Consider the following 21,873-nt stretch of genomic DNA (forward strand, 5'->3'; position numbering starts at 1 on the left):
AGGACCACCCCCCATCTCTCGGAGGCATCCCCGTGCCACGCCTGCTCCTGTCGTTCCTCGCTGCCCTCGCCACGCTGGCCGCCCTCGCGCTGCCCGCGCACGCGGGCGACACCGCCGGCATCGAGGACTATGCGCCCTACCAGCCCCAGACCCGCTGCGCCCCGAAGGCCAAGCCCGGGACGAAGGTGCTCGGCCGCTGGATCGTCGACCACGAGGGCGGCGCCTTCGGTGGCATCTCCCGCCCGTGCAGGAGCGGAGGCACCTCCGAGCACAAGGAGGGCCGGGCCTTCGACTGGACCCTCGACGCGACGAGGAAGAAGGACCGGCAGCGGGCGGCCGGTCTCCTCCGGGCCGTGCGGGCGACCGACAAGGCCGGCAACGCGGATGCGAAGGCCCGCCGGATGGGCGTCATGTACATCATCTGGAACGACCACATGTACTCCGCCTGGGACGAGTTCGCCGCCGAGCCCTACCTCTCGTCCTCCTGCAAGACCAAGAAGAAGTGCAGCAAGACGCTTCGCCACCGCGACCACATGCACATCTCGCTGAGCCGTCGCGGCGGCAAGGGCCTCACGAGCTGGTACGAGGGTCGGCTCGACTGAGGTCGGCCGCCAGGATCTCCCGGTCCTCGGGATCGGCGACGTCGACGGCCCGGGCGCGGTCCCAGTCGGCCGCGGCGTCGTCAGGACGGCCGAGCGCGTGCAGCGCGCGGCTCCTGGCCTCCAGCACGTAGGCGAGGTCGAAGTCGGTGATGCCCTCGGCCTCGCAGCGGGCGAGCGCCCGGTCGGCCACCAGCAGGCCGCGGTCGGCCTGACCGGTCGCCACCAGCGCGCGTGAGACGAGGTAGTCGGCGCGCACGTCGTTCTCCGGCGCCCGGCCGCGCGCCCGTTGCCAGTGGTAGGCCGCCGTGTAGGCCAGGCGCAGCAGCTCCTCGTCCTCGACCGGCCCGCGGTCGGCCTCGAGGAGCTCGAACGCGGCGTTGTTCGCCCCGACGCCCTGGCGGCGGTGCCAGTCGCCCTCGGCCGGCTCCTCGTCCTCGGGCTCGACGTCGGCGCGCGGCAGGGAGCGCCCGGTCTCGATGACGCTCTTCAGCGCGTCGAGCACCCACACCCAGCCGTCCTTGACGTTCGCCCACGTGAGCGGGCTGCTCGCCAGGTCGCCGTGGACGAGTCGCACGCGGGTCAGGCCCTCACCCGCCCGTTCGACCGTCCACTCCACGCGCCCCGGCGGCTCCGCGGCCATCGCCGCGTCGTAGAGGACGTGCCAGGTCTGGACGAAGCGGCCGGGCCGGCCGTCGGCGGGCGGGGTCATCTCCTCGACGACGCCGTCGATGGCGTCGCCGCCGTCGGCCGTGACCGTGCGGAACCGGGCTCCCGGCGCGGGGCCCTCGGCGTAGTGCGTGCCGTGGAAGTAGTCACGGGTCCACTCCGACTGCGTGATCGCCGCCCAGACGGTGTCGACGTCGGCAGCGATGTGGATCTGGTAGACGTGCGTGGTGATGGCCATCAGGCGGTCCCTTCCCCGGGGGCGTCCTCGACGTGCTGCCGCAGTGCCTCCAGCGCGGACGTGAAGCGGGCGGCGTACTTGCTGATCCAGCGGTTGGCGACCTGCTCGATCGGCACCGGGTTGAGGTGGAGCCGCTTGCTGCGTCCGTCGCGGACCGCGACGACGAGGTCGGCCTCCTCCAGCACCGCGAGGTGCTTCATGACACCGAACCGGCTCATCCGGTCGGCGAAGCCCTCGCAGACCTCGCCGACCGTGCGCCCGTCCTGCTCGAAGAGCAGGTCGAGCACCTCCCGGCGCGTCGGGTCGGCCAGCGCGCGGAAGACGGCGTCCTGCGGGTCCATGCCGACACTTTATGTGACTAAATGGTCACCTATCAAGGGGCGGTCGAGACCACCAGGTAGCGGTCGTCGGTGATCTCGCGGCCCCAGAAGACCGGCTCCGGCATCCGCCGGAGCGTCGCCGGGCGGCCCGTTGCCTCGACCATCCCCACCGTCTGCTCGGCGGAGAGGCCGGCACCGGTCACCCAGTTCCCCTCGACGAGGAGCAGCCGGCCGCCGGGGCGGAGCAGGTCGATCCATCGGCCCAGCGCCTCGGCCGGCGACGGCATCGCCCACAGCACGTGGCGGCTCAGCACCACGTCGTAGGCACCCGCCTCGAGCGGCGGCCGGGAGGCGTCGCCCTCGACGAAGGTGGCGACGTGCCCGGCCTTGTCCTGGGCACGCCGGACCATCTCCGGGGAGAGGTCCAGCCCGTCGACGGCGTAGCCCTCGCCGGAGAGCAGGAGGGATAGGGTGCCGGTGCCGCAGCCGAGGTCGGCGACGCGCGCCGGGGCGGGAGGCAGGTGCTCGAGGAGCAGTGCCCGCCATGCCTCGCGACAGTCCGGGTCGGCCAGGCCGTGGTCGGCCGCCTCGTCGAAGGTCTGGGCCTCGCGGTCCCACAGGTCCCTGGTGTCCGAGATGTCGCTCACCGGGTCAGCCAACCACGGGGCGCTGACGTTCACGTGACCAGGTGGAGGGCGCCGTCCGCGACGCCGACCGTGAGCTCCTGGCCCCAGGTCAGGTGGAGGGCGTCGCCCTCCATCCCGTCGGCGAAGACGACGAGGTCGGACTCTGCCCGCACCCCCAACAGGTCGCCGGGTGCAAGCTCCCCTCCGGTGTGGTCGGCGCCGGTCGAGGGCGAGCGCCAGGCCTCGCGCACGAACCAGGCGAGGTCTCTGCTGCTGCGCTCGGGCAGGCGGGCGGGGGCACGGCGCTCCCGGGCGACCGAGAGGCACCACCCTGTCGCCCCGGTGCCGGTCCCCACCAGCAGCCCCGACGACGACTGACGCTCCCGCCACCCGTCGCCGCCGGCCAGGGTGTAGCGGGCGGACTGGTGGCTCGCATGGCCGACGAAGACCTCGTTGAGGCCGGTGAGCCGCTGGCCGTCGTCGGACCAGGCGGTGACCATGGCGAGGGAGTCCGTGGGCAGGCCGGGGTGTCGCGAGAGCAGCGCGCCGACCGCCTCGGCCCGGTGACGGACGAGGACGCCGGGGTGCTCGCCGGGCGCCGGGTCCACCCCGATCACCGGCTGCCCGGACAGGTACTTCGCGACGTTGGCCACCAGCCCGTCCTGCCCGACGGCGACGACGACGTCGCCGGGCTCGAAGGCGAAGCGCGGCAGGTCCTCACGCTCGACGCGCACTCGGCGCCACTCCGCAGGGATGTCAGCCGCGACCGAGGCCAGCGCCCGCTCCAGCGCCGCGTGAGAGGCTGCGACCCCGGCAAGGTCGCGACCGCGGGACTCGAGGAAGAAGGCGGCCTGGCCCGTGGTGCCGTGACGGGCGACGAGGGCGTCGAGCTCGGACGTGCGGTGGACGACCACGGCTCGCGGCTGCAGGGTCATGACGACTCCCGGTCCCCGGTGGCCGTGAGCCGGTCGAGCAGCACCGCCAAGGTGTCGGGCGCGAGGTGCAGCGTCCCGATCTCGGGCAGGTGCCCGGCCAGCTCCCGCATCGCGAGCGCGACCAGCGTGGCCTGGTCGACGTCCTCGTAGGCCGCCATGCGCGCCGTCTCGGCCTCGCCCTCGGCGGCGCCGGCGAGCCGGGTCGCCTCGGCACGGGCGCGCGCCCGGACCTCCTCGTTCTCGGCCGCCGACTGGCTCTCGATCCGGTCGGCAGCGGCCTTCTCGGTCGCCCGGCTGCGCTCGTTCTGGCCGCGCTGGGCCACGAGCTGCTCCTCGCGACGGGCCAGCTCGATCTGGTTCTGGAGCTCGTTCTCGGCGATGGCCCGCTCGTGCTCGACCGCGGTTGCGCGGCGGTCGAAGGTCGCTTTGTCGGCCTCCTGCTGGACGAGCTCGCGGACCGGGGTCTGCAGGGCCCGCTCGAGCTCCGGCTCGGCGGTGATGCCGACGACGCGGACGTCTGCCACCTCGAGGCCGACGGCCTCGAGTCGAGGGTCGCCCGAGAGTCCGGCGGTGACGCCGTCCCGGACGACGGTGACGCCGTCGGTCAGGGCGGTCGGCAGGTCGAGCCCCGCGACCAGCGCGACCGCGTGCTGCTGGGCAAGCTGGGAGAGCAGGCCGCCGACCTGCTCCAGCGGGCTGCTGCGCCACCGCCCGTCGTTGCTCCCGATCTCGAAGTCGAGTCGGCTCGCGGCGCGCGAGGGGTCGGTGAACCGGAACGTGACCGTCGCCTGGATCGCGACGTCCTGGAAGTCGGCGGTGCGGGCGTGGAAGAAGACCGGCTGCTCGCGGTCGTCGACCGGGACCTCGCTCAGTGCGGCGGTCAGGGGCGAGTACCAGAAGGACAGTCCGGGCCCGTCGTGGACGACCCGGCCGCGGCGTACGTGCCGGACATGGGTGGTGGCGCTGCTCCGCAGGTGGCGGGTGAGGGGAAGGCGGGTGATCTCAGCCATGGCGTGCTCCTTATCGTCATAACGACGATAAGGCGAGGAGGACTTTTCGTCAAGTTGATGATTAGATGGCCGCGTGTCCCGCCTCCGCCTCACCGCTGCCGTCACCGTCGACCTCGTCGTCCTCACGGTGCGCGATGGCTCTCTCTGCGTGCTCGTCGTACGCCGGGGCGTGGCGCCCTACGCCGGTGAGCTCGCCCTGCCCGGCGGCTTCGTCACCGAGGGGGAGGACCTGCCCGAGGCGGCGCTGCGCGAGCTCGCCGAGGAGACCGGCGTGAGCGAGGTCGGGGGGCACCTCGAGCAGCTCGCCACCTTCGGTCGGCCCGACCGCGACCCGCGCGGCCGGGTGGTCAGCACGGCCTACCTCGCACTGCTGCCGCGACTGCCCGACGCGGTCGCCGGGAGCGACGCCGCCGAGGCGACCTGGCTGCCGGTCAGCCCGGCCGGCGCGCCGTTGGGGGCAGAGACCTTGGCCTTCGACCACGACGAGATCCTGGCGCTGGGCCTCGAGCGGGCGCGGGCGAAGCTGGAGTACTCGCCCCTGGCCACGGCGTTCTGCGAGCCGGAGTTCACCGTGGCCGAGCTGCGCCGGGTCTACGAGTCCGTGTGGGGCCAGCCGCTCGACCCGCGCAACTTCCACCGCAAGGTCACCGGCACCGAGGGCTTCCTCGAGCCGACCGGCCAGATGACGGCGCGCGAGCCGGGACGGCCCGCCCAGCTCTACCGCGCCGGCACAGCCCGGCTGCTCCACCCCGCCATGCTGCGGCCCGCCTGAGCGGTCAGGTCCTCCGGAGCCAGGCCTCGCGGGTGATGGCGTAGTAGACCTCGCCCAGCTCGGCGCCCGGGAGCGGCTCGTCCCAGTCCTCGACGACGGTGCGCTCGAGGCGGAGGCCGAGCTTCTCCATCACCCCACGCGAGCCCGCGTTCACGGCCATGGTCCCGGCCCAGACGCGCGGGAGCCCGAGCGTCGTGAAGGCGTGGTCGAGCAGCGCACGCGAACCCTCGGTCGCCAGGCCGCGGCCCCAGGCCTCGCGGCGCAGCCGGTAGCCGAGCTCGGCCGTGCTGTCGTCGTCGGGGTCGCGCTGGAGGGTCCACCACCCGACGAAGGTGCCGTCCTCGTAGCCCGCCCAGGCGCCGATGCCGCGTGCCTCGCCAACGAGGTCGATCCGCTTCGACCCGTGCCGGAGCGACTCCTCACGGGTCAGTGCTCGCCCCCAGATGAACCGCAGCACCTCCGGGTCGGAGTCGAGCTCGACGAGGTGGTCGAGGTGATCCTCCGTCAACGGCGCGAGCCGCAGCCGCTCCGTCGTGAAGGTGGGACGCCGGTCGGTCAGCCCGCCCACTCCTCGTTCCAGCCCTCCACGCTGTCGGCGGGGCGGGTGTCCGGTCCCGTGTAGACGGCGGAGGGCCGGATCAGCCGCCCGGTGCGCTTCTGCTCGAGGATGTGGGCCGACCAGCCGCCGGTGCGCGCACAGGTGAACATCGAGGTGAACATCGGCGCCGGGACCTCGGCGAAGTCGAGCACGATCGCGGCCCAGAACTCGACGTTGGTCTCGAGCACCCGGTCGGGTCGGCGCTCGCGCAGCTCGGCGAGCGCCGCCTGCTCGAGCTCCTCGGCGACCGCGTAGCGGGGCGCGTCGAGCTCGCGCGCCGTACGCCGGAGCACGCGGGCGCGCGGGTCCTCGGCCCGGTAGACGCGGTGGCCGAAGCCCATCAGCCGCTCCCCGTCGTCGAGCAGCTGCTTGACGTAGCCGCGTGCGTCGCCGGAGCGCTCGACCTGCTCGATCATGCCGAGCACGCGGGAGGGTGCCCCGCCGTGGAGCGGGCCGCTCATCGCGCCGATCGCACCGGAGAAGGCGGCGGCGACGTCGGCACCGGTCGAGGTGATGACGCGGGCGGTGAACGTCGAGGCGTTCATGCCGTGCTCGGCTGCCGAGCTCCAGTAGGCGTCGATCGCCCTGACGTGCCGGGGATCGGCCTCGCCGCGCCAGCGGATCAGGAACCGCTCGGCGAGCGAGGCACCCTGGTCGACCTCGCGCTGCGGCACGACCGGCTTGCCGATGCCGCGGGCCGCCTGGGCGGCGTAGGACAGCACCATCACCGCGACCCGCGAGAGGTCCTCGCGGGCGGCCTCGTCGGAGATGTCGTAGGTCTGGCCCATGCCGAGCATCGGCGCCAGCATCGCGACGCTGGCCTGGACGTCGGCGCGGACGTCGCCGGTGTGGATCGCGATGTTGTAGGGCTCGGCCGGCGGCAGTCCGGGGGAGTAGGTGCCGTCGACCAGCAGCCCCCAGACGTTCTCGAACGGCACCCGGCCGACCAGGTCCTCGATGTCGACGCCGCGGTAGCGCAGCGCCGACCCCTCCTTGTCCGGCTCGGCGATCTCGGAGGCGAAGGCGACGACGCCCTCGAGACCGTGGTGGACCTGTGGCTCGCTCATGTGACCCCTTCGTCGGCGGCCCGGATGATCAGGCCGAGGGGCATTCTGCACCCCGTCTAGGCTCGGCGCCATGAGTGGTGACGACCCGTTCGCCGGCCTGCGGCGTGAGTACGCCGACCGCGGCCTCACCGAGGACGACCTCGACCAGGACCCCGTCGCGATGTTCCGGCGGTGGTACGACGAGGCGCGGGAGGGCGGCATCCACGAGCCCAACGCCATGGTGCTCGCCACCGCCTCCGCCGACGGGCGGCCGTCGTCGCGGATGGTGCTGCTCAAGGGCCACGACGCCGCCGGCTTCGTCTTCTACACCAACCGCCGGTCCCGCAAGGGCGAGGAGCTCGCCGCCAACCCGCGGTGCGCGCTGCTCTTCCCGTGGCACCCGCTCGAGCGGCAGGTGCGGGTCGAGGGCAGCGCGGTCCCGCTGGGGGCCGACGAGGTGGCGGCCTACTTCTCCGCGCGGCCGCGCGGGTCGCGCCTCGGCGCCCACGCCTCCCACCAGTCGCGGCCGGTCGCCGACCGGGCCGAGCTGCAGGCGGCGTACGACGCCGCGGAGGCGCGCTTCGAGGGCGGCGAGGTCCCGGTGCCGGAGGAGTGGGGCGGCTACCGCGTCGTGCCGGACGCGCTGGAGTTCTGGCAGGGACGGCCCGGCCGGATGCACGACCGTCTCGTCTACCGCCGCGGCGGCGGCACCCCGGACTCGCCCTGGGTCACCCAGCGCCTCGCCCCCTGACGGCGGCAGCGGAAACCACTTGTGAGTGAGTGCTCACTCACTTACTCTGGTCGGCATGCCACCCCGTGCCCGCCCGATGGCCCCCGAGCAGCGCCTCGACCAGCTCGTCGACACGACGCTGCTGCTGCTGCGCGAGCACGGGCGTGACGTGACCACCCGCCAGATCGCCGAGGCGGCCGGTGTCGCCGAGGGCACGATCTTCCGTGTCGTCGACAGCAAGGAGGAGCTGGTCGAGGCCGCCATCGACCGGGCCTTCGCCCCCGGAGCGCTCGTCGAGCGGATGCTCGAGATCGACGCCGACCTGCCGCTGCGCGAGCGGCTGGTGCTCATGGTCTCGATCTTCCAGCAGCGTTTTCGTGCGACCTTCGACCTGATGCGCAAGGTCGGGCTGGTCCGGCCCCCTCGCCACGATGGCCCCGAGGCCGACGCCGTGCGCGCCCGGCTCGCGGCGCTGATGGCCGGCGTCGTCGGCGCCGACGCCGACCGGCTCACCGTCCCGGTCGACGAGTTCTGCCACCGGCTCCGGCTGCTGGCCTTCTCCGGCGCCCACCCGTTGATCTCCGACGGCCACTACGTCGGTCCCGAGGACGTCGTCGACACCGTCCTCGACGGCCTCTGCCGCCATGACTGCAAGGGAATCCGCTGATGCTCCTCCGACTCGTGCGCACCTACCTGCGGCCCTACCGGGGTCCGCTGCTCGCCGTCGTCGCGCTGCAGCTCGTCGGCACCGTCGCGATGCTCTACCTGCCCAGTCTCAACGCCGACATCATCGACCGGGGCGTCGTCAACGGCGACACCGGCTACATCCTCCGGGTGGGGGCGGTGATGCTCGGGGTGACGCTGGTCCAGGTCGCCTGCTCGATCGCGGCGGTGTGGTTCTCCGCCCGCAACGCGATGGGCTTCGGCCGCGACGTCCGCGCCGCGCTCTTCCACCGGGTCGGGACGTTCTCGACCCGCGAGGTGCAGCAGTTCGGCGCTCCCTCGCTCATCACCCGCGGGACCAACGACGTCCAGCAGGTGCAGATGCTGGTGCTGATGGGCGGGACGCTCATGGTGGCCGCGCCGATCATGATGGTCGGCGGCATCGTGATGGCGATCCACGTCAACGCCGGCCTGTCGTGGCTGGTCGCCGCGATCGTCCCGGTGCTCGGCGTCTCGATCGGCTTCATCGTGACCCGGATGGTCCCGAGCTTCCGGCTGATGCAGGTGCGGATCGACGAGGTCAACCGGCTGCTGCGGGAGCAGATCACCGGCGTCCGCGTCGTGCGCGCCTTCGTCACCGAGCGCCACGAGACCGAGCGGTTCGCGCGGGCCAACGACGACCTCACCCAGGTCGCCGTCACCGCCGGCCGCTGGCTGGCCGGGATGTTCCCCACCGTGATGCTGGTGGCCAACGTGGCCTCGGTCGCGGTGCTCTGGTTCGGAGGTCACCGGGTCGAGGCTGGCCAGATGCAGGTCGGCGACCTGACCGCCTACCTCGCCTACCTGATGCAGATCGTGATGTCGGTGATGATGGCGACCTTCATGATGATGATGATCCCGCGCTCGGCGGTCTGCGCCGACCGGATCACCGAGGTGCTCGACACCGAGACCTCCGTGCCGTCGCCGACGCACCCGGTCACGGAGCTCACCGAGCGGGGGACGCTGCGGCTCGAGGACGTCGACTTCGCCTACCCCGGTGCCGACGTCCCGGTCCTCCGCGGCGTCTCCCTCGAGGCCCGCCCCGGCCAGACGGTCGCGATCATCGGGTCGACGGGGGCTGGCAAGTCGACGCTGCTCAACCTGGTCCCCCGGCTCTTCGACGCGACCGGGGGACGGGTCGTCGTCGACGGGGTCGACGTGCGCGACCTCGACCCCGAGCTGCTCTGGTCGCGGCTCGGGCTGGTCCCGCAGAAGGCCTTCCTGTTCACGGGCTCCATCGCCGACAACGTCCGCTACGGCAAGCCCGACGCCACCGACGAGGAGGTCTGGGAGGCGCTCGAGGTCGCGCAGGCCCGTGACTTCGTCGAGCGGATGCCCGACGGCCTCGACAGCGTCGTCGCCCAGGGCGGCGCGAACCTCTCGGGCGGCCAGCGCCAGCGGCTCGCGATCGCGCGCGCCGTCGTACGCCGCCCCGAGGTCTACCTCTTCGACGACTCCTTCTCCGCGCTCGACCTGACGACCGATGCGCGGTTGCGTGCGGCGCTGAGACCGATCACCCGCGACGCGACCGTGGTGGTCGTGGCCCAGCGGGTCTCCACGATCCGCGACGCCGACGTCGTGATCGTGCTCGAGGACGGCCGCGTGGTCGGCCGTGGCACCCACGACGAGCTGCTCGAGACCTGCACGACCTACCAGGAGATCGTCGCCTCCCAGCTGACCGCCGAGGAGGTGGCATGAGCACGACGGAGAACGCCCGGCCGAAGGGCCAGATGAAGGAGACCGAGCGGATCCAGGCGCCCGCCGGGGGTCCGGGCCGCGGGCCGATGGGCGGCGGGATGGTCGGCCAGAAGGCCAGCGACTTCGGGCCGTCGGCGAAGCGGCTGCTGCGCCGGATGGCGCCCGAGCGCACCAAGGCGCTCGCCGTCGTCGGCCTCACCGTGCTGAGCGTGCTCGCGATGTCCGTCGGTCCGCGGGTCCTCGGCGTCGCCACCGACCTGATCTTCGCGGGCCTGGTCGGTGGCCGGCTCCCCGAGGGCGTGACCAAGGAGCAGGCGGTCGAGGGCCTGCGCCAGCAGGGCGAGGACAAGATCGCCTCGATGGTCTCGGCGATGGACGTCGTGCCCGGTCAGGGCGTCGACTTCGACGCCGTCGGCCGGGTGCTGCTGATCGTGCTGGGCATCTACGTCCTCGGCTCGCTTCTCGCGTGGCTGGCCGGCTACCTCCTCAACGACGTCGTGCAGGGCACCGTGCGCCGGATGCGCGCCGACGTCGAGGACAAGGTCCACGCGCTGCCGCTGGGCTACTTCGACCAGCAGCCGCGCGGCGAGCTGCTCAGCCGCGTCACCAACGACATCGACAACATCAGCCAGAGCCTCCAGCAGACGATGAGCCAGCTGCTCAACTCGCTGCTGACGGTGCTCGCGGTGCTGGCGATGATGATCTGGATCTCGCCGCTGCTCGCGCTCGTCGCGCTGGCGGCCGTGCCGGTGACGATGGTCGTCACCGGCCAGGTGATGAAGCGCTCGCAGGGCCAGTTCGTCCAGCAGTGGCGGCGTACCGGCACCCTCAACGCCCACGTCGAGGAGACCTTCTCCGGCCACGCGCTGGTCAAGGTCTACGGCCGTCGGGCCGAGGTCGAGCGCGAGTTCGCCGAGCAGAACGAGGAGCTCTACCGCGCCTCGTTCACGGCCCAGTTCGTCAGCGGCCTGATCATGCCGATCATGATGTTCATCGGGAACCTCCAGTACGTCGTCATCGCCGTGCTGGGCGGGATCCGGGTGTCCAGCGGTGCGATCTCGCTCGGCGAGGTGCAGGCCTTCATCCAGTACAGCCGCCAGTTCACCCAGCCGCTGACCCAGGTCGCCTCGATGATGAACCTGCTCCAGTCCGGCGTCGCGTCGGCCGAGCGGGTCTTCGAGCTGCTCGACGCCGACGAGCAGCTGGCCGACCCCGAGGACACGACGGCGGGCCAGCGGCCGGGGGAGCGAGCCCGCGGGGAGGTCCGCTTCGAGCACGTCGCCTTCTCCTACGACCCCGACAAGCCGCTGATCGAGGACCTCTCGCTGGTCGCGAGGCCCGGCCAGACCGTCGCGATCGTCGGCCCGACCGGCGCCGGCAAGACGACCCTGGTCAACCTCGTGATGCGGTTCTACGAGCTCGACGCCGGCCGGATCACCCTCGACGGTCTCGACATCGCCGAGCTGCCGCGGCCGGTGCTCAGGTCGCAGACCGGGATGGTGCTCCAGGACGCGTGGCTCTTCGAGGGCACGATCCGCGACAACATCGCCTACGGCCGGCCCGGAGCGACCGAGGAGGAGATCCTCGCGGCCGCGCGGGCGACCTACGTCGACCGGTTCGTCCACTCGCTCCCGGACGGCTACGACACGGTCATCGACGAGGAGGGCTCCAACCTCTCCGCCGGTGAGCGGCAGCTGGTCACGATCGCGCGGGCCTTCCTCACCCAGCCGGCACTGCTGATCCTCGACGAGGCGACGTCGTCGGTCGACACCCGGACCGAGGTGCTGGTCCAGCACGCGATGGCCGCGCTGCGGGCCGACCGGACCTCGTTCGTGATCGCCCACCGGCTCTCGACGATCCGTGACGCCGACCTGATCCTGGTCATGGAGGAGGGGGCGATCGTCGAGCAGGGCACCCACGAGGAGCTGCTCGCCGCCGACGGCGCCTACGCGCGCCTCCACCGGTCGCAGTTCACCCGGCCGATGGTCGACGAGGACGAGAGCGCCACGGTGGGTGCCTGACCACGCGGTGGAAAAGCCCTTGTTGCGCCTCCACCCCCGACGTACCGTTGCCGCACACGGGAAAGGAGGTGGTCCTGAGAATGAATTCTTCTTGGACGCGTGAGGTGGCTGCCCGCTAGCAGCCAGTAGCAATTGTGGGGCGGAGTCGCCCCGTCAGGCTGCTGACGAATCCACAGCAGTCACCCGACCCGCAGGTGATCCGGAACCACGTCCTCCGGAGCGGCGCCCAGCGCCACACCTGCGGGTCGTCCGCATTTCGGGAGACCTGCTGCCCGGGGAATATAGTTGACCTCGACAACCTTTTCTCCACCATGGAACGAGCTCCCGTGACCCAGCAGGCCAGCACGCCAGCCGCCGCCCCGCCCGCCAGTGCGGAGCAGGGCGGACAGATGTCGCACCGCGAGGTGCTCGAGGCCCTCAGCGGTCTCCTGCTCGCGATGTTCGTCGCGATGCTCTCGAGCACGGTCGTCTCCAACGCGCTGCCGCGCATCGTGACCGACCTCGAGGGCAGCCAGACCGGCTACACCTGGGTGGTCGTCGCGACGTTGCTGACCATGACGGCGACGACGCCGATCTGGGGCAAGCTGGCCGACCTCTTCAGCAAGAAGCTGCTGGTGCAGACGGCCCTGGTGATCTTCTCGATCGGTTCGCTGATCGCCGGCTTCGCGCCCTCGATGGAGGTGCTGATCGGCGCCCGCGCCGTCCAGGGCCTCGGCGTCGGCGGACTCACCGCGCTGGTGCAGGTCGTCATCGCCAGCATGGTCAGCCCGCGCGAGCGCGGCCGCTACTCCGGCTACATCGGGGCCGTCTTCGCGATGGCGACGGTCTCGGGCCCGCTCGTCGGCGGCCTCCTCGTCGACACCGTCGGCTGGCGCTGGTGCTTCTTCGTCGGGCTGCCCGTCGCCGCGCTCGCCTTCGTCGTCCTCCAGAAGACGCTCCACCTGCCGGTCGTCAAGCGCGAGGTGCACATCGACTACCTCGGCGCCACGCTGCTGGTCGGCGGCGTCTCGCTGCTGCTGGTCTGGGTCTCACTGGCCGGCAACCAGTTCGCCTGGGCCTCGACCACCAGCGTCGCGCTCGTCGTCGCCGGCCTCGTCGTGGTGGCCGCGGCGCTCTACGTCGAGGCGAAGGTCGCCCGCGAGCCGGTCGTCCCGCTGCGCCTCTTCCGCGACCGTACGACGTCGCTCGCCACCGGCGCGTCGGTCCTGATCGGCGTCGCGATGTTCGGCTCGACGGTCTACCTGAGCCAGTACTTCCAGCTCGCCCGCGGCATGTCGCCGACCGAGGCCGGCCTGATGTCGATCGCCATGGTCGGCGGGCTGCTCGTCTCGAGCATCACGACCGGCCGGATCATCAGCAACACCGGCTACTGGAAGCGCTACCTCGTCGGCGGCATGGTCCTGGTCATCGCTGGACTCGGCCTGCTCTCGACCATCGACGAGCAGACCCCGCTGGTCGTCGTGGGCGGATTCATGGCGCTGCTGGGTCTCGGCCTCGGCGCGACGATGCAGAACCTGGTCCTCGCGGTCCAGAACAACACCGCCCAGTCCGACATGGGGGCGGCCAGCTCGGTCGTGGCGTTCTTCCGGTCGATGGGCGGCTCGATCGGGGTCTCCGCGCTCGGCGCGGCCCTCAGCCACCGGGTCTCCGACACCGTGACCGAGGGCCTGGCCGACATGGGGGTCGACCCGGGCACGACCGGCAGCAGCCACTCGATCCCCGACCTGGCCACGCTGCCCGAGCCGATCCGTGCGCTCTTCGAGCACGCCTTCGGCGTCGCCACCGGTCACATCTTCCTGATCGCCACGCCGTTCGCCGTGCTCGCGCTGGCCTGCGTGCTGGCCATCAAGGAGGTGCCGCTCCGGACGACCGTGGAGCGCTCCGACGAGCTCGCCCCCGAGGCGACCGCGGAGCTGGACGCGCGGTGACGACCACGGCGACCCCCACCCGGCGGCAGCTGTCGCTGCGGCGGATCGAGTCCGAGGTCGGGGTCCTCATCCGGCGCGTGCGCCGGGTCATCGGCGAGCGCGCCCGCGCGGTCCACCCCGACCTCGCCCCGTCGACCTACCTGCTGCTGGCCCACGTCGCCGAGACCGGCCCGCTGCGCGCCTCGGCGCTCGTCGACGACATGGGGATGGACAAGGGGGCCGTGAGCCGCCAGGTCACCCACCTCGTCGACCTCGGCCTGCTCGAGCGCAGCCAGGACCCCGACGACGGTCGCGCCACCCTGCTCGTCGCCTCGGCCGACGCCCACGACCGCCTCGGCCGCGTGGGCCGGGAGCGGAGCGAGCGCTTCGGCCAGCAGCTCTCGTCCTGGTCCGACCAGGACCTCTCCGACCTCGCCGACCGGCTGACGCGCTACAACGCCGCGCTGGACTGACCCGCCGCCCTGGAGGCGAGCCGCCCGCCTGCTCACCTGTCGTGCGTCAGCGCGACGGGGTGGTGGGTGCACGGCTCGGGCACGGGGGCACCGCCGACCACGAGGTCGTCCCGCGGCTCGTCCTGGGGAGGCTCGTGGACGAATCCGCCGCCGAGCATGACCTCGTGGCCGAGGCTCACCTGACCGTGGCCCGGAAGGTCGAGGGTCAGTGGGTCGTCGTCGACCACGTCGGTGCCGTGGGGCCAGACGACGACCTGGCCGTTGACCCCCAGGCAGCCACCGACGACCTCGATCACGCCCGGGATGGCCGCTTCCATGCCGTATCCGGTGCGCTCGGAGACGAGGACGGTGGCCTCCGGGGTGTCCACGACGGCGGCGCCACCGGTCCACCACCAGGCGAGCGGGCCCACGAGCGCCACCACCCCGCAGGTTGCCGCGACCCGCCGCCACGTCCGGATCCTCACGATCCTCTGACGCACGGCGAGGCCGGGAGGTTCCTCAGCGGGCGCGGAGCCAGACGGCGGTGTCGGCGGGCAGCTTGTCGGCGTCGACCCGGCCGCTGGCGACCAGCACCTCGCCGTCGGGCAGCTCGACCGGCGTGTCGCCGCAGTTGAGCAGCACCGTCAGGTCGCCGCGGCGTACGACGAGCAGGTCGTCGCGCACGTCGAGGTCGACCGTGTCGCCGGCGTCGAGCGCGTGGGCGCGGCGTGCGCGCAGCGCCTCGCGGTAGAACTCCAGGGTCGAGCCGGTGCGCTCCCACTGGGCCTCGACGCTGAGCGCCGTCCAGTCATCGGGCTGCGGGATCCACGGCTGGCCCTCGCCCGGGCCGAACCCGAACGGCGCGGCGGTGCCGGACCACGGGATCGGGACGCGGCAGCCGTCGCGACCCGCCTGGCCGCGGTAGAGCGCGGCGGGGTCCTGGCGGTCGGCGGGGTCGACGTCGACCTCCTCGAGGCCGAGCTCCTCGCCCTGGTAGAGGTAGGCCGAGCCGGGCAGCGCGAGCATGGTCAGCGTCGCGGCGCGGGCCCGTGCGAGGCCGCGCTCGCCGCCGCCGTAGCGGGTCACGTGGCGCACGACGTCGTGGTTGCTCAGCACCCAGGTCGGGGCGGCGCCGACCGGCGCCATGGCGGCGAGGGTGCCGCGCACCACGTCGGAGAAGGCCGACGCGGACCACTCCGCGAGCAGCCAGCCGAAGTTGAAGGTCTGGTCGAGCTCGTCGGAGCGCACGAAGCGCGCCATCGACTCGGCGGTCTTGGTCCAGGCCTCGGCGACGGCCATCCGGTCGCCGTCGTACTCCCGGAGGACCCGGTGCCAGTCGCGGTAGACCCCGTGGACCTCGGGCTGGTCCCACATCGGCTCGTGCTCGAGGCGCCGCTCCACCATCGGCTCGCTGCCGGCCGCGGCGCCGCCGGGCAGACGCTGGTCGGGGAGGCCCTCCTCCTTGAAGAGGCCGTGGGCGACGTCGACCCGGAAGCCGTCGACCCCCCGGTCGAGCCAGAAGCGGAGGACACCGTCGAACATCGCCGGCACCTCGGGGTTGCGCCAGTCGAGGTCGGGCTGGGTGGAGTCGAAGAGGTGGAGGTACCACTCGCCGTCAGGGACCCGCGTCCACGCGGGCCCGCCGAAGACCGACTCCCAGTTGTTGGGCGGCTCGGAGCCGTCGGGTCCACGGCCGTCGCGGAACATGTAGCGCGCGCGCTCCGGGCTCCCGGGGGCGGCGGCGAGCGCCTGCTGGAACCACACGTGCTCGTTCGACGTGTGGTTGGGGACCAGGTCGACGATGACCTTGAGCCCGAGGTCGTGGGCGGTCGCGAGCAGCTCGTCGGCCGCGGCGAGGTCGCCGAACAGCGGGTCGACGTCGGTGTAGTCGCTGACGTCGTAGCCGTGGTCGTGCTGGGGGCTGGTGTAGAACGGCGTGATCCAGAGCGCGTCGACGCCGAGGTCGCGCAGGTAGGGCAGCCGCGAGGTGATGCCGGGCAGGTCGCCGACGCCGTCACCGTCGCTGTCGGCGAAGGAGCGGACGTAGACCTGGTAGGTCACCGCGTCGCGCCACCAGGGGCCCGTCGTGGAGCCCTGCGTTGGATCGTTCAAAGCCATGCGTCCAAGTGTTCCACGCACGCCGTCAGTTGAACGAGTCCGGGTCGACCGTGATCCAGGTGTGGGCAGCCACCCCGATCGCGCTGCCGTCGGGGTGCCAGAGGGTGGAGGCGGTGTGGACCTTGCGGCCGTCCTCGCCCCGGGCACCGCCCACCACGACGTACGGCGTGCCGGGCTCGGGGACGGCGTCGATCCTCGCGGTCATCCGTCCCAGGACCATCGGTCGGTCCTCGAGGTCGCTGGTCCACCCACCGACGCAGTCGAGCGCGGCCCAGGCGACCGCGAACAGGTCGCCGGCCACCGAGCGGTCCGGCGTCCACGCGGCGGCCACCCGCGCCCGGTCGTCGGCGTCGTCGACCCGGCCGGGGAAGATCCGGAGCCCGTCGCCCGGCTCGCGAGCGGTGCCGCAGGCGAAGCAGGTGGGGAAGGGGTGTCGCTGCAGCGCGGCGTAGGACGCGGACGCGGCCGCCGCGGTCGCGGGATCGACCGCCTCGACCGGGTCGAGCGGTTCGTCGACGACCTCGGCCGCGGCCACGACCGCACCGGCGTGGTCGACCGCGACGCCGTCGGTGACAGCCATCGGGGTGTCGAGGGGCGGGGGCTGCCGCAGCGTGACCCTGACGGTGCGACCGAGCGGCTCGCCCTCGAGCAGCGCCGCCAGCGCGCCGGCGGTGAAGCCACCGTTGCCCGAGCGGGCCGGGCCGCGGAACCGGTGGGGGACGAGCAGGTCGGTCACGACCGGATCGCCTCCCAGCGCTCGAGCGCCTCGCGGCGCTCCTCGGCGTGGTCGACGACGGGGTCGACGGGCTCGTGGGGGTCCTTCGCGTCGGCGAGCTCGGGCACCCACTGGCGGATGTAGTCGCCGCGCGGATCGAACTTCTTGCCCTGGCTGATCGGGTTGAAGACCCGGAAGTAGGGCGCCGCGTCGGTGCCGCAGCCGGCCACCCACTGCCAGCCGTGCTGGTTGGACGCGAGGTCGCCGTCGACGAGCCACTGCATGAAGTGGCGGGCGCCGTGCTGCCACTCGACGTGGAGGTCCTTGACCAGGAAGCTCGCCACGATCATCCGGACCCGGTTGTGCATCCAGCCCGTCGCCCGCAGCTGGCGCATGCCGGCGTCGACGATCGGGAAGCCGGTGCGGCCCTGCCGCCACCGGTCGAAGAGCTCGTCGGGCTCGTCGTAGGACATCCGCGCGTACTCGGGCCGGAGGTAGTCGCGGGCGGTCTCGGGCTTGTGGTGGAGGACGTCGGCGTAGAACTCCCGCCAGGCGAGCTCCGCGCGGTACTTCTGGGCCGCGGCACCACCGTGGTCGGACAGGTCGGCGAGCATCGTGCGGGGGTGGATCTCGCCCCACTTGAGGTGGACGCTCATCTGGCTGGTGCCGGGCACGCCCGGCTTGTCGCGGTCGCGGCCGTAGTCGACCAGCCGGTGCTCGACGAACGCCTGCCACCTCCGCTTGGCGGCCGCCTCGCCGGCCGTCGGCAGGGTGATGCCGTCGGGCGGCTCGCGGTCGGGGATGTCGGTGGTGTCGTCGAGGGTGAGGAACGTGGCGCCGCGGGGGGCGTCGACCGGCTCGCGCCAGCCGTGGGCCGCCCACGTGCGGTGGAAGGGGGTGAAGACCGCGTAGGGCGAGCCGTCGTCCTTGGTGACGCGGCCAGGCCCCACGGCGTAGGGCGAGCCGGTCCTCACCAGCTCGATGTCGTGGTCGGCCAGCGCCTGCTCGACCGCCCGGTCACGCTCGGAGCCGTAGGGACCGAAGTCGGCGGCGACGTGGACCCGGTCGGCACCCACCTCGCGCGCGGCCAGCACCACCCGGCGCACGGGATCGCCGCGGACGACCTGGAGGCCGCCCGACCCGCCCTTCCGCTCCTTGATCGCGGCGTCGAGCGCACGCAGGGACCCGCCGAGGTAGACCTGCCGCGGCACGCCCGCCGCCCCCCACAGCCGGGGGTCGAGGACGAAGAGGGGCAGCACGTCCCCGTCGTCGACTGCCGCGCGCAGCGCAGGGTTGTCACCGAGGCGCAGGTCGCGCCGGAACCACATCACCGAGGTCATCAACGCCCACTGTGCCATCCGACCGGTTCACCCTCACCTGACATGGGGGAGAATGCCCACGTGAGCGACCTGATCGACACCACCGAGATGTATCTCCGCACCGTCTACGAGCTCGAGGAGGAGGGCATCGTCCCGCTGCGTGCGCGGATCGCCGAGCGCCTCCACCAGAGCGGCCCGACGGTGTCGCAGACGGTGGCGCGGATGGAGCGCGACGGGTTGCTCACGGTCGAGGGCGACCGCCACCTCCAGCTCACCGACGAGGGCCTGCGGCTGGCCACCCGCGTGATGCGCAAGCACCGGCTCGCCGAGCGGCTGCTCGTCGACGTCATCGGTCTCGACTGGGAGCTCGTCCACGCGGAGGCCTGCCGCTGGGAGCACGTCATCTCCGAGACCGTCGAGCGGCGGCTGGTCGAGCTGCTCGACCACCCGACCGAGTCGCCCTACGGCAACCCGATCCCCGGCCTCGACGAGCTCGGCGAGGCCGCGGCCGGCGAGGACTTCATGTCCGGGGTCAAGCCGCTCTCGGAGATCCCCGGCGGCGAGGAGTCGCGGGTCCACATCCGGCGCATCTCCGAGGAGATGCAGAAGGACGAGGACCTGATGGGTGCCCTGCGCCGGGTCGGCGCGCTCCCCGACAAGACGGTGACGGTCGCCCGCACCGACGAGGGCGTGCTGGTCGGTTCGGGCGGCGAGACCGCCGAGATCGTCGACGAGGCCGCCGACCACATCTTCGTCAGGATCCTCTGAGCTCCTCCGCCCGCGCGGTCAGGGTCGTGAGGAACTCGCTGCATCCCACCTCGAGGCGGTACGCCGCCAGTTCGTCGCCTCGGGTCGTCCCCCGGTTGACGATGACGACGGGGGTGCCGTCGCGGGCCGCGCGCCTGACGAAGCGCAGCCCGCTCATGACGGCCAGCGACGACCCGGCGACCAGGAGCGCGCCGTCGATCTCGCGGAGCGCGTCGACGGCGTCGTAGCAGCGGGCGACGCGGTCCTTCGGGACGTTCTCGCCGAAGAAGACGACGTCGGGCTTGAGCACGCCGCCGCAGGCCTCGCAGCCCGCCACCACGAACCCGGCCCAGTCGTCGACCTCGACGTCACCGTCGGGCCGCAGGACGAGGTCGGCGTGGTCCTCGCGCCAGCCCGGGTTGAGCTCGGCGAGCCGGTGCTCGAGCGCCGTCCGGGGGGTCTGCCGCCGGCAGTCGAGGCAGACGACGTCGGCGATCCGCCCGTGGAGCGCGACCAGCCGCCGCTGACCGGACGCCTCGTGGAGGCCGTCGACGTTCTGGGTGATGAGCAGAGCAGGGTCGAGCCGGGCCAGTGCCCGGTGGCCGTCGTTGGGGTCGGCGCCCCGGAACTTCCCCCACCCGACGTGCACGCGTGCCCAGTAGCGCTGCCGCGCGTCGGCCCCGGAGACGAACTCCTGGTAGGTCATGGGCTGCCGCGGCACCGAGCCGGGACCGCGGTAGTCGGGGATGCCGGAGTCGGTCGACAGCCCGGCCCCGGTCAGCACGACGAGCGGCCGGCCGGCGAGGAGGTCGAGCGCCTCGGCGACCGCGGGCGCGCCGGTGAGGGTCACGTGCCGTAGCGCGCGGCGGCGCGGGCCTTCGCCTTGGCGGCCTCGACGGCGCGGTCCTTGGGCGGCGCGGTCGTCACGAGGTCGTCGATCAGGTGGCGGGTGATGTGGGCGATCTCGGCCACCGCCTGGTCGAAGGCGGCCTGGTTGGCCGCCGACGGCTTCGTGGCGCCGCTCACCTTGCGGACGAACTGAAGTGCGGCGGCGGTGACCTCGTCGTTGGTGGCCGGCGGCTCGAAGTTGTTGAGCGGACGGATGTTGCGGCACATGTCCCTGAGCGTACGTCCACTCAGGGGGCCCGGGGTGCTCGTCGTACCCGACCTGAGGGTCGTGAGATCGGCGATTCACGACGCTCAGGTCGGGTACGACGTGCCCCGGCGACAGGAGCCCGCCTACAGGTCGAGGAAGCTGACGCCGGTGGAGGTCGCCAGCGCAACCCGGCCGTCGGGCAGCGGCACGGTCCGCACGTCGGTCACGTCGGCGCCGTACTCCACCTCGACCATCCGCTGCGAGAGCCGGTCGCCGTCGACCTCGAGGACCGACACCCACCCGGTCCGCCCCTGCCAGCCGTCCCACACGACGGCCAGCGCGGTCTGCCGGTCGGGGAGCCAGGTGAACTGGCGGGGGTCGGTCGCGGCGCCGGTCACCGAGCCGCTCGGGTAGCGCACGACGTCGCTCTGCCGCGGGTCGGTCAGGTCGCGGACGTCGAACAGTGCGGCCTGGGCGCCCAGCAGCTGGCCCTGGGGCGTGGCGTCCTGGCCGAGCCCGACCAGGCGGTCGCCGGAGATCGGGTGGAGGTACTCGGAGTAGCCGGGGATCTTCAGCTCGCCGAGCAGCTCGGGGTCGTCGGGGTCGGTGAGGTCGACGGCGTAGAGCGGGTCGACCTGGCGGAAGGTGACGACGAGCGCGAGGTCGTCGAGCCAACGGACCGCCTTGATCTCCTCGTCGACGCCGAGCTGGTCGACCCGGCCGACCTCCTCGAGGTCGTCACCGTCCTCGCGCAGCGTCACGACGCTGCTGAAGTTGCCGGTCTCGACGGTCGGGCCGACCGCGACCCGCAGGACGCCGTCGTGCTCGTCCATGGACCAGCGGTCCTCGATCCGGCCGTCGACGGCGCCGGAGGCGACGTAGGTGGCGCGGGTGTCGTCGAGGGCGAAGGAGTAGAGCCTGCTGCGGCCGGCGTCGGCCACGGGCTCGGACACGCCGTCCCAGCAGCAGCCCCACCACGTCGACCACGGCGAGGTGGCGAGATACATCCGGTCGGGGGAGAAGTAGGCGAGCCGGGTGTCGGTGGCGATGCCGAGGGTGTCGAGGTCGTCCGGGGTGTCGGCGTCGAGGCCGACCACGGTCATGGTCCCGAGGGCCGCGTCGTCGTCGCTGGGCACGACGACCTGGGAGCAGTCCAGCAGCGGCTGGGTGCCGATCTCGTCGCCGTCGGCGTCGTACGTCGTGACGTCCGGCAGCCAGTCGTCGAGCGACGAGCGGCGCACGACGTCGGCGTTGCGGTCGCGGGCGCCGTCCTCGGTGCGCCAGAAGCGGGGCTCCACGAAGTCGAGGTCGGGCAGCCCGGTCGTCACGACCAGGCGCACCGTGTCGTCGTCGTGCTGGACGGCCCGGACCAGCGCTCCCTCGAGGCTCCGGTCGTCGACCAGGGCGGGGGAGGCGGGGTCGGAGAGGTCGTAGGTCGTCACGCGGGTCACCTGCCGCGGCCGGTCGCTCCAGGGGTCGACCGGGCCGTCGCCGCCGCCCGCCACGACGACGACGCGGTCGTCGGTGAGGAGCAGCTCGGCGCCGTCCGGCTCGG

23 protein-coding genes are annotated in these 21,873 nt (G+C 72.7%); 9 read left to right on the plus strand and 14 right to left on the minus strand.

Going from position 1 to position 21,873, the window contains the following annotated elements; all coding sequences use genetic code 11:
- Positions 1 to 32: 32 nt before the first annotated feature.
- A complete protein-coding gene (locus tag ABD091_RS12845; RefSeq protein ID WP_343918998.1) occupies positions 33 to 602 on the plus strand; it encodes a VldE C-terminal domain-containing protein in 570 nt (189 codons plus the stop codon).
- On the opposite strand, the gene ABD091_RS12850 is transcribed toward ABD091_RS12845, so the two are convergent.
- The 5 genes from ABD091_RS12850 to ABD091_RS12870 are packed head-to-tail and all read right to left on the minus strand — an operon-like array spanning position 571 to position 4,397.
- Positions 571 to 1,506, minus strand: coding sequence for an SRPBCC domain-containing protein (locus ABD091_RS12850; protein WP_343919000.1), 936 nt, complete (start codon positions 1,504 to 1,506; stop codon positions 571 to 573). The genes ABD091_RS12845 and ABD091_RS12850 overlap by 32 nt on opposite strands.
- Positions 1,506 to 1,847: an ArsR/SmtB family transcription factor gene (locus ABD091_RS12855; protein ID WP_343919002.1), complete on the minus strand. Its 342-nt coding sequence runs from the start codon at positions 1,845 to 1,847 to the stop codon at positions 1,506 to 1,508. The genes ABD091_RS12850 and ABD091_RS12855 overlap by 1 nt, the downstream gene beginning before the upstream one ends.
- Before the next feature lie 32 nt (positions 1,848 to 1,879).
- The gene (locus ABD091_RS12860) at positions 1,880 to 2,473 is read right to left on the minus strand and encodes a class I SAM-dependent methyltransferase (RefSeq protein ID WP_343919004.1); all 594 of its coding nucleotides are present in this window, start codon (positions 2,471 to 2,473) and stop codon (positions 1,880 to 1,882) included.
- Between the two features lie 29 nt (positions 2,474 to 2,502).
- Positions 2,503 to 3,387, minus strand: a complete 885-nt coding sequence (locus ABD091_RS12865; RefSeq protein ID WP_343919006.1) for a hypothetical protein — start codon at positions 3,385 to 3,387, stop codon at positions 2,503 to 2,505.
- Positions 3,384 to 4,397: an SPFH domain-containing protein gene (locus ABD091_RS12870; protein ID WP_343919008.1), complete on the minus strand. Its 1,014-nt coding sequence runs from the start codon at positions 4,395 to 4,397 to the stop codon at positions 3,384 to 3,386. Before ABD091_RS12870 ends, ABD091_RS12865 begins: the two co-directional genes overlap by 4 nt.
- 73 nt (positions 4,398 to 4,470) lie before the next feature.
- Here ABD091_RS12870 and ABD091_RS12875 point away from each other — a divergent pair, with 73 nt between their 5' ends.
- Complete coding sequence (locus ABD091_RS12875; RefSeq protein WP_343919010.1) at positions 4,471 to 5,169, plus strand: NUDIX hydrolase; 699 nt, start codon at positions 4,471 to 4,473, stop codon at positions 5,167 to 5,169.
- 4 nt (positions 5,170 to 5,173) lie between these two features.
- Here ABD091_RS12875 and ABD091_RS12880 read toward each other — a convergent pair whose 3' ends face one another.
- Both ABD091_RS12880 and ABD091_RS12885 read right to left on the minus strand, forming a co-directional pair.
- Positions 5,174 to 5,737, minus strand: a complete 564-nt coding sequence (locus tag ABD091_RS12880; RefSeq protein WP_343919012.1) for a GNAT family N-acetyltransferase — start codon at positions 5,735 to 5,737, stop codon at positions 5,174 to 5,176.
- Complete coding sequence (locus ABD091_RS12885) at positions 5,725 to 6,834, minus strand: citrate synthase 2 (protein ID WP_343919014.1); 1,110 nt, start codon at positions 6,832 to 6,834, stop codon at positions 5,725 to 5,727. The genes ABD091_RS12880 and ABD091_RS12885 overlap by 13 nt, the downstream gene beginning before the upstream one ends.
- A 70-nt stretch (positions 6,835 to 6,904) precedes the next feature.
- Here ABD091_RS12885 and pdxH point away from each other — a divergent pair, with 70 nt between their 5' ends.
- From pdxH to ABD091_RS12915, 6 genes are all read left to right on the plus strand, one after another.
- Positions 6,905 to 7,564, plus strand: coding sequence for a pyridoxamine 5'-phosphate oxidase (gene pdxH, locus ABD091_RS12890; protein WP_343919015.1), 660 nt, complete (start codon positions 6,905 to 6,907; stop codon positions 7,562 to 7,564).
- Positions 7,565 to 7,619: 55 nt separating this feature from the next.
- A complete protein-coding gene (locus ABD091_RS12895) occupies positions 7,620 to 8,210 on the plus strand; it encodes a TetR/AcrR family transcriptional regulator (protein WP_343919017.1) in 591 nt (196 codons plus the stop codon).
- Positions 8,210 to 9,943, plus strand: coding sequence for an ABC transporter ATP-binding protein (locus tag ABD091_RS12900; RefSeq protein WP_343919018.1), 1,734 nt, complete (start codon positions 8,210 to 8,212; stop codon positions 9,941 to 9,943). Before ABD091_RS12895 ends, ABD091_RS12900 begins: the two co-directional genes overlap by 1 nt.
- Positions 9,940 to 11,964 carry an ABC transporter ATP-binding protein gene (locus ABD091_RS12905; protein ID WP_343919020.1) on the plus strand — a complete coding sequence of 675 codons (2,025 nt, stop codon included), beginning with the start codon at positions 9,940 to 9,942 and terminating at the stop codon, positions 11,962 to 11,964. The genes ABD091_RS12900 and ABD091_RS12905 overlap by 4 nt, the downstream gene beginning before the upstream one ends.
- 326 nt (positions 11,965 to 12,290) lie before the next feature.
- Positions 12,291 to 13,892, plus strand: a complete 1,602-nt coding sequence (locus tag ABD091_RS12910) for an MDR family MFS transporter (protein ID WP_343919022.1) — start codon at positions 12,291 to 12,293, stop codon at positions 13,890 to 13,892.
- Entirely contained in the window at positions 13,889 to 14,344 is a 456-nt protein-coding gene (locus ABD091_RS12915; RefSeq protein ID WP_343919024.1) for a MarR family winged helix-turn-helix transcriptional regulator, read from the plus strand. Before ABD091_RS12910 ends, ABD091_RS12915 begins: the two co-directional genes overlap by 4 nt.
- A gap of 32 nt (positions 14,345 to 14,376) precedes the next feature.
- Here ABD091_RS12915 and ABD091_RS12920 read toward each other — a convergent pair whose 3' ends face one another.
- Genes ABD091_RS12920 through ABD091_RS12935 form a run of 4 tightly spaced genes read right to left on the minus strand, consistent with a single transcriptional unit; the run spans position 14,377 to position 18,496 of the window.
- Positions 14,377 to 14,808 carry a hypothetical protein gene (locus ABD091_RS12920; protein ID WP_343919027.1) on the minus strand — a complete coding sequence of 144 codons (432 nt, stop codon included), beginning with the start codon at positions 14,806 to 14,808 and terminating at the stop codon, positions 14,377 to 14,379.
- A gap of 34 nt (positions 14,809 to 14,842) precedes the next feature.
- Positions 14,843 to 16,441 (minus strand): glycoside hydrolase family 13 protein, encoded by a 1,599-nt coding sequence (locus ABD091_RS12925; protein WP_343919029.1) that lies wholly within the window; start codon positions 16,439 to 16,441, stop codon positions 14,843 to 14,845.
- Between the two features lie 25 nt (positions 16,442 to 16,466).
- Positions 16,467 to 17,177: a hypothetical protein gene (locus ABD091_RS12930; RefSeq protein ID WP_343919032.1), complete on the minus strand. Its 711-nt coding sequence runs from the start codon at positions 17,175 to 17,177 to the stop codon at positions 16,467 to 16,469.
- The gene (locus ABD091_RS12935; protein ID WP_343919034.1) at positions 17,174 to 18,496 is read right to left on the minus strand and encodes a cryptochrome/photolyase family protein; all 1,323 of its coding nucleotides are present in this window, start codon (positions 18,494 to 18,496) and stop codon (positions 17,174 to 17,176) included. The genes ABD091_RS12930 and ABD091_RS12935 overlap by 4 nt, the downstream gene beginning before the upstream one ends.
- A 60-nt stretch (positions 18,497 to 18,556) precedes the next feature.
- Here ABD091_RS12935 and ABD091_RS12940 point away from each other — a divergent pair, with 60 nt between their 5' ends.
- Positions 18,557 to 19,243: an iron-dependent transcriptional repressor DtxR gene (locus ABD091_RS12940; protein WP_343919036.1), complete on the plus strand. Its 687-nt coding sequence runs from the start codon at positions 18,557 to 18,559 to the stop codon at positions 19,241 to 19,243.
- On the opposite strand, the gene ABD091_RS12945 is transcribed toward ABD091_RS12940, so the two are convergent.
- The 3 genes from ABD091_RS12945 to ABD091_RS12955 all read right to left on the minus strand — a co-directional run.
- Complete coding sequence (locus tag ABD091_RS12945; RefSeq protein ID WP_343919038.1) at positions 19,230 to 20,072, minus strand: Sir2 family NAD-dependent protein deacetylase; 843 nt, start codon at positions 20,070 to 20,072, stop codon at positions 19,230 to 19,232. The genes ABD091_RS12940 and ABD091_RS12945 overlap by 14 nt on opposite strands.
- Positions 20,069 to 20,338 (minus strand): DUF2277 domain-containing protein, encoded by a 270-nt coding sequence (locus ABD091_RS12950; RefSeq protein ID WP_343919040.1) that lies wholly within the window; start codon positions 20,336 to 20,338, stop codon positions 20,069 to 20,071. The genes ABD091_RS12945 and ABD091_RS12950 overlap by 4 nt, the downstream gene beginning before the upstream one ends.
- A 123-nt stretch (positions 20,339 to 20,461) precedes the next feature.
- On the minus strand, positions 20,462 to 21,873 hold a 1,412-nt coding region (locus ABD091_RS12955; protein ID WP_343919042.1), incomplete at its 5' end, for a beta-propeller domain-containing protein.

It is taken from the genome of Nocardioides aestuarii (assembly GCF_039527245.1).
In the GTDB taxonomy this organism is placed as follows: domain Bacteria; phylum Actinomycetota; class Actinomycetes; order Propionibacteriales; family Nocardioidaceae; genus Nocardioides; species Nocardioides aestuarii.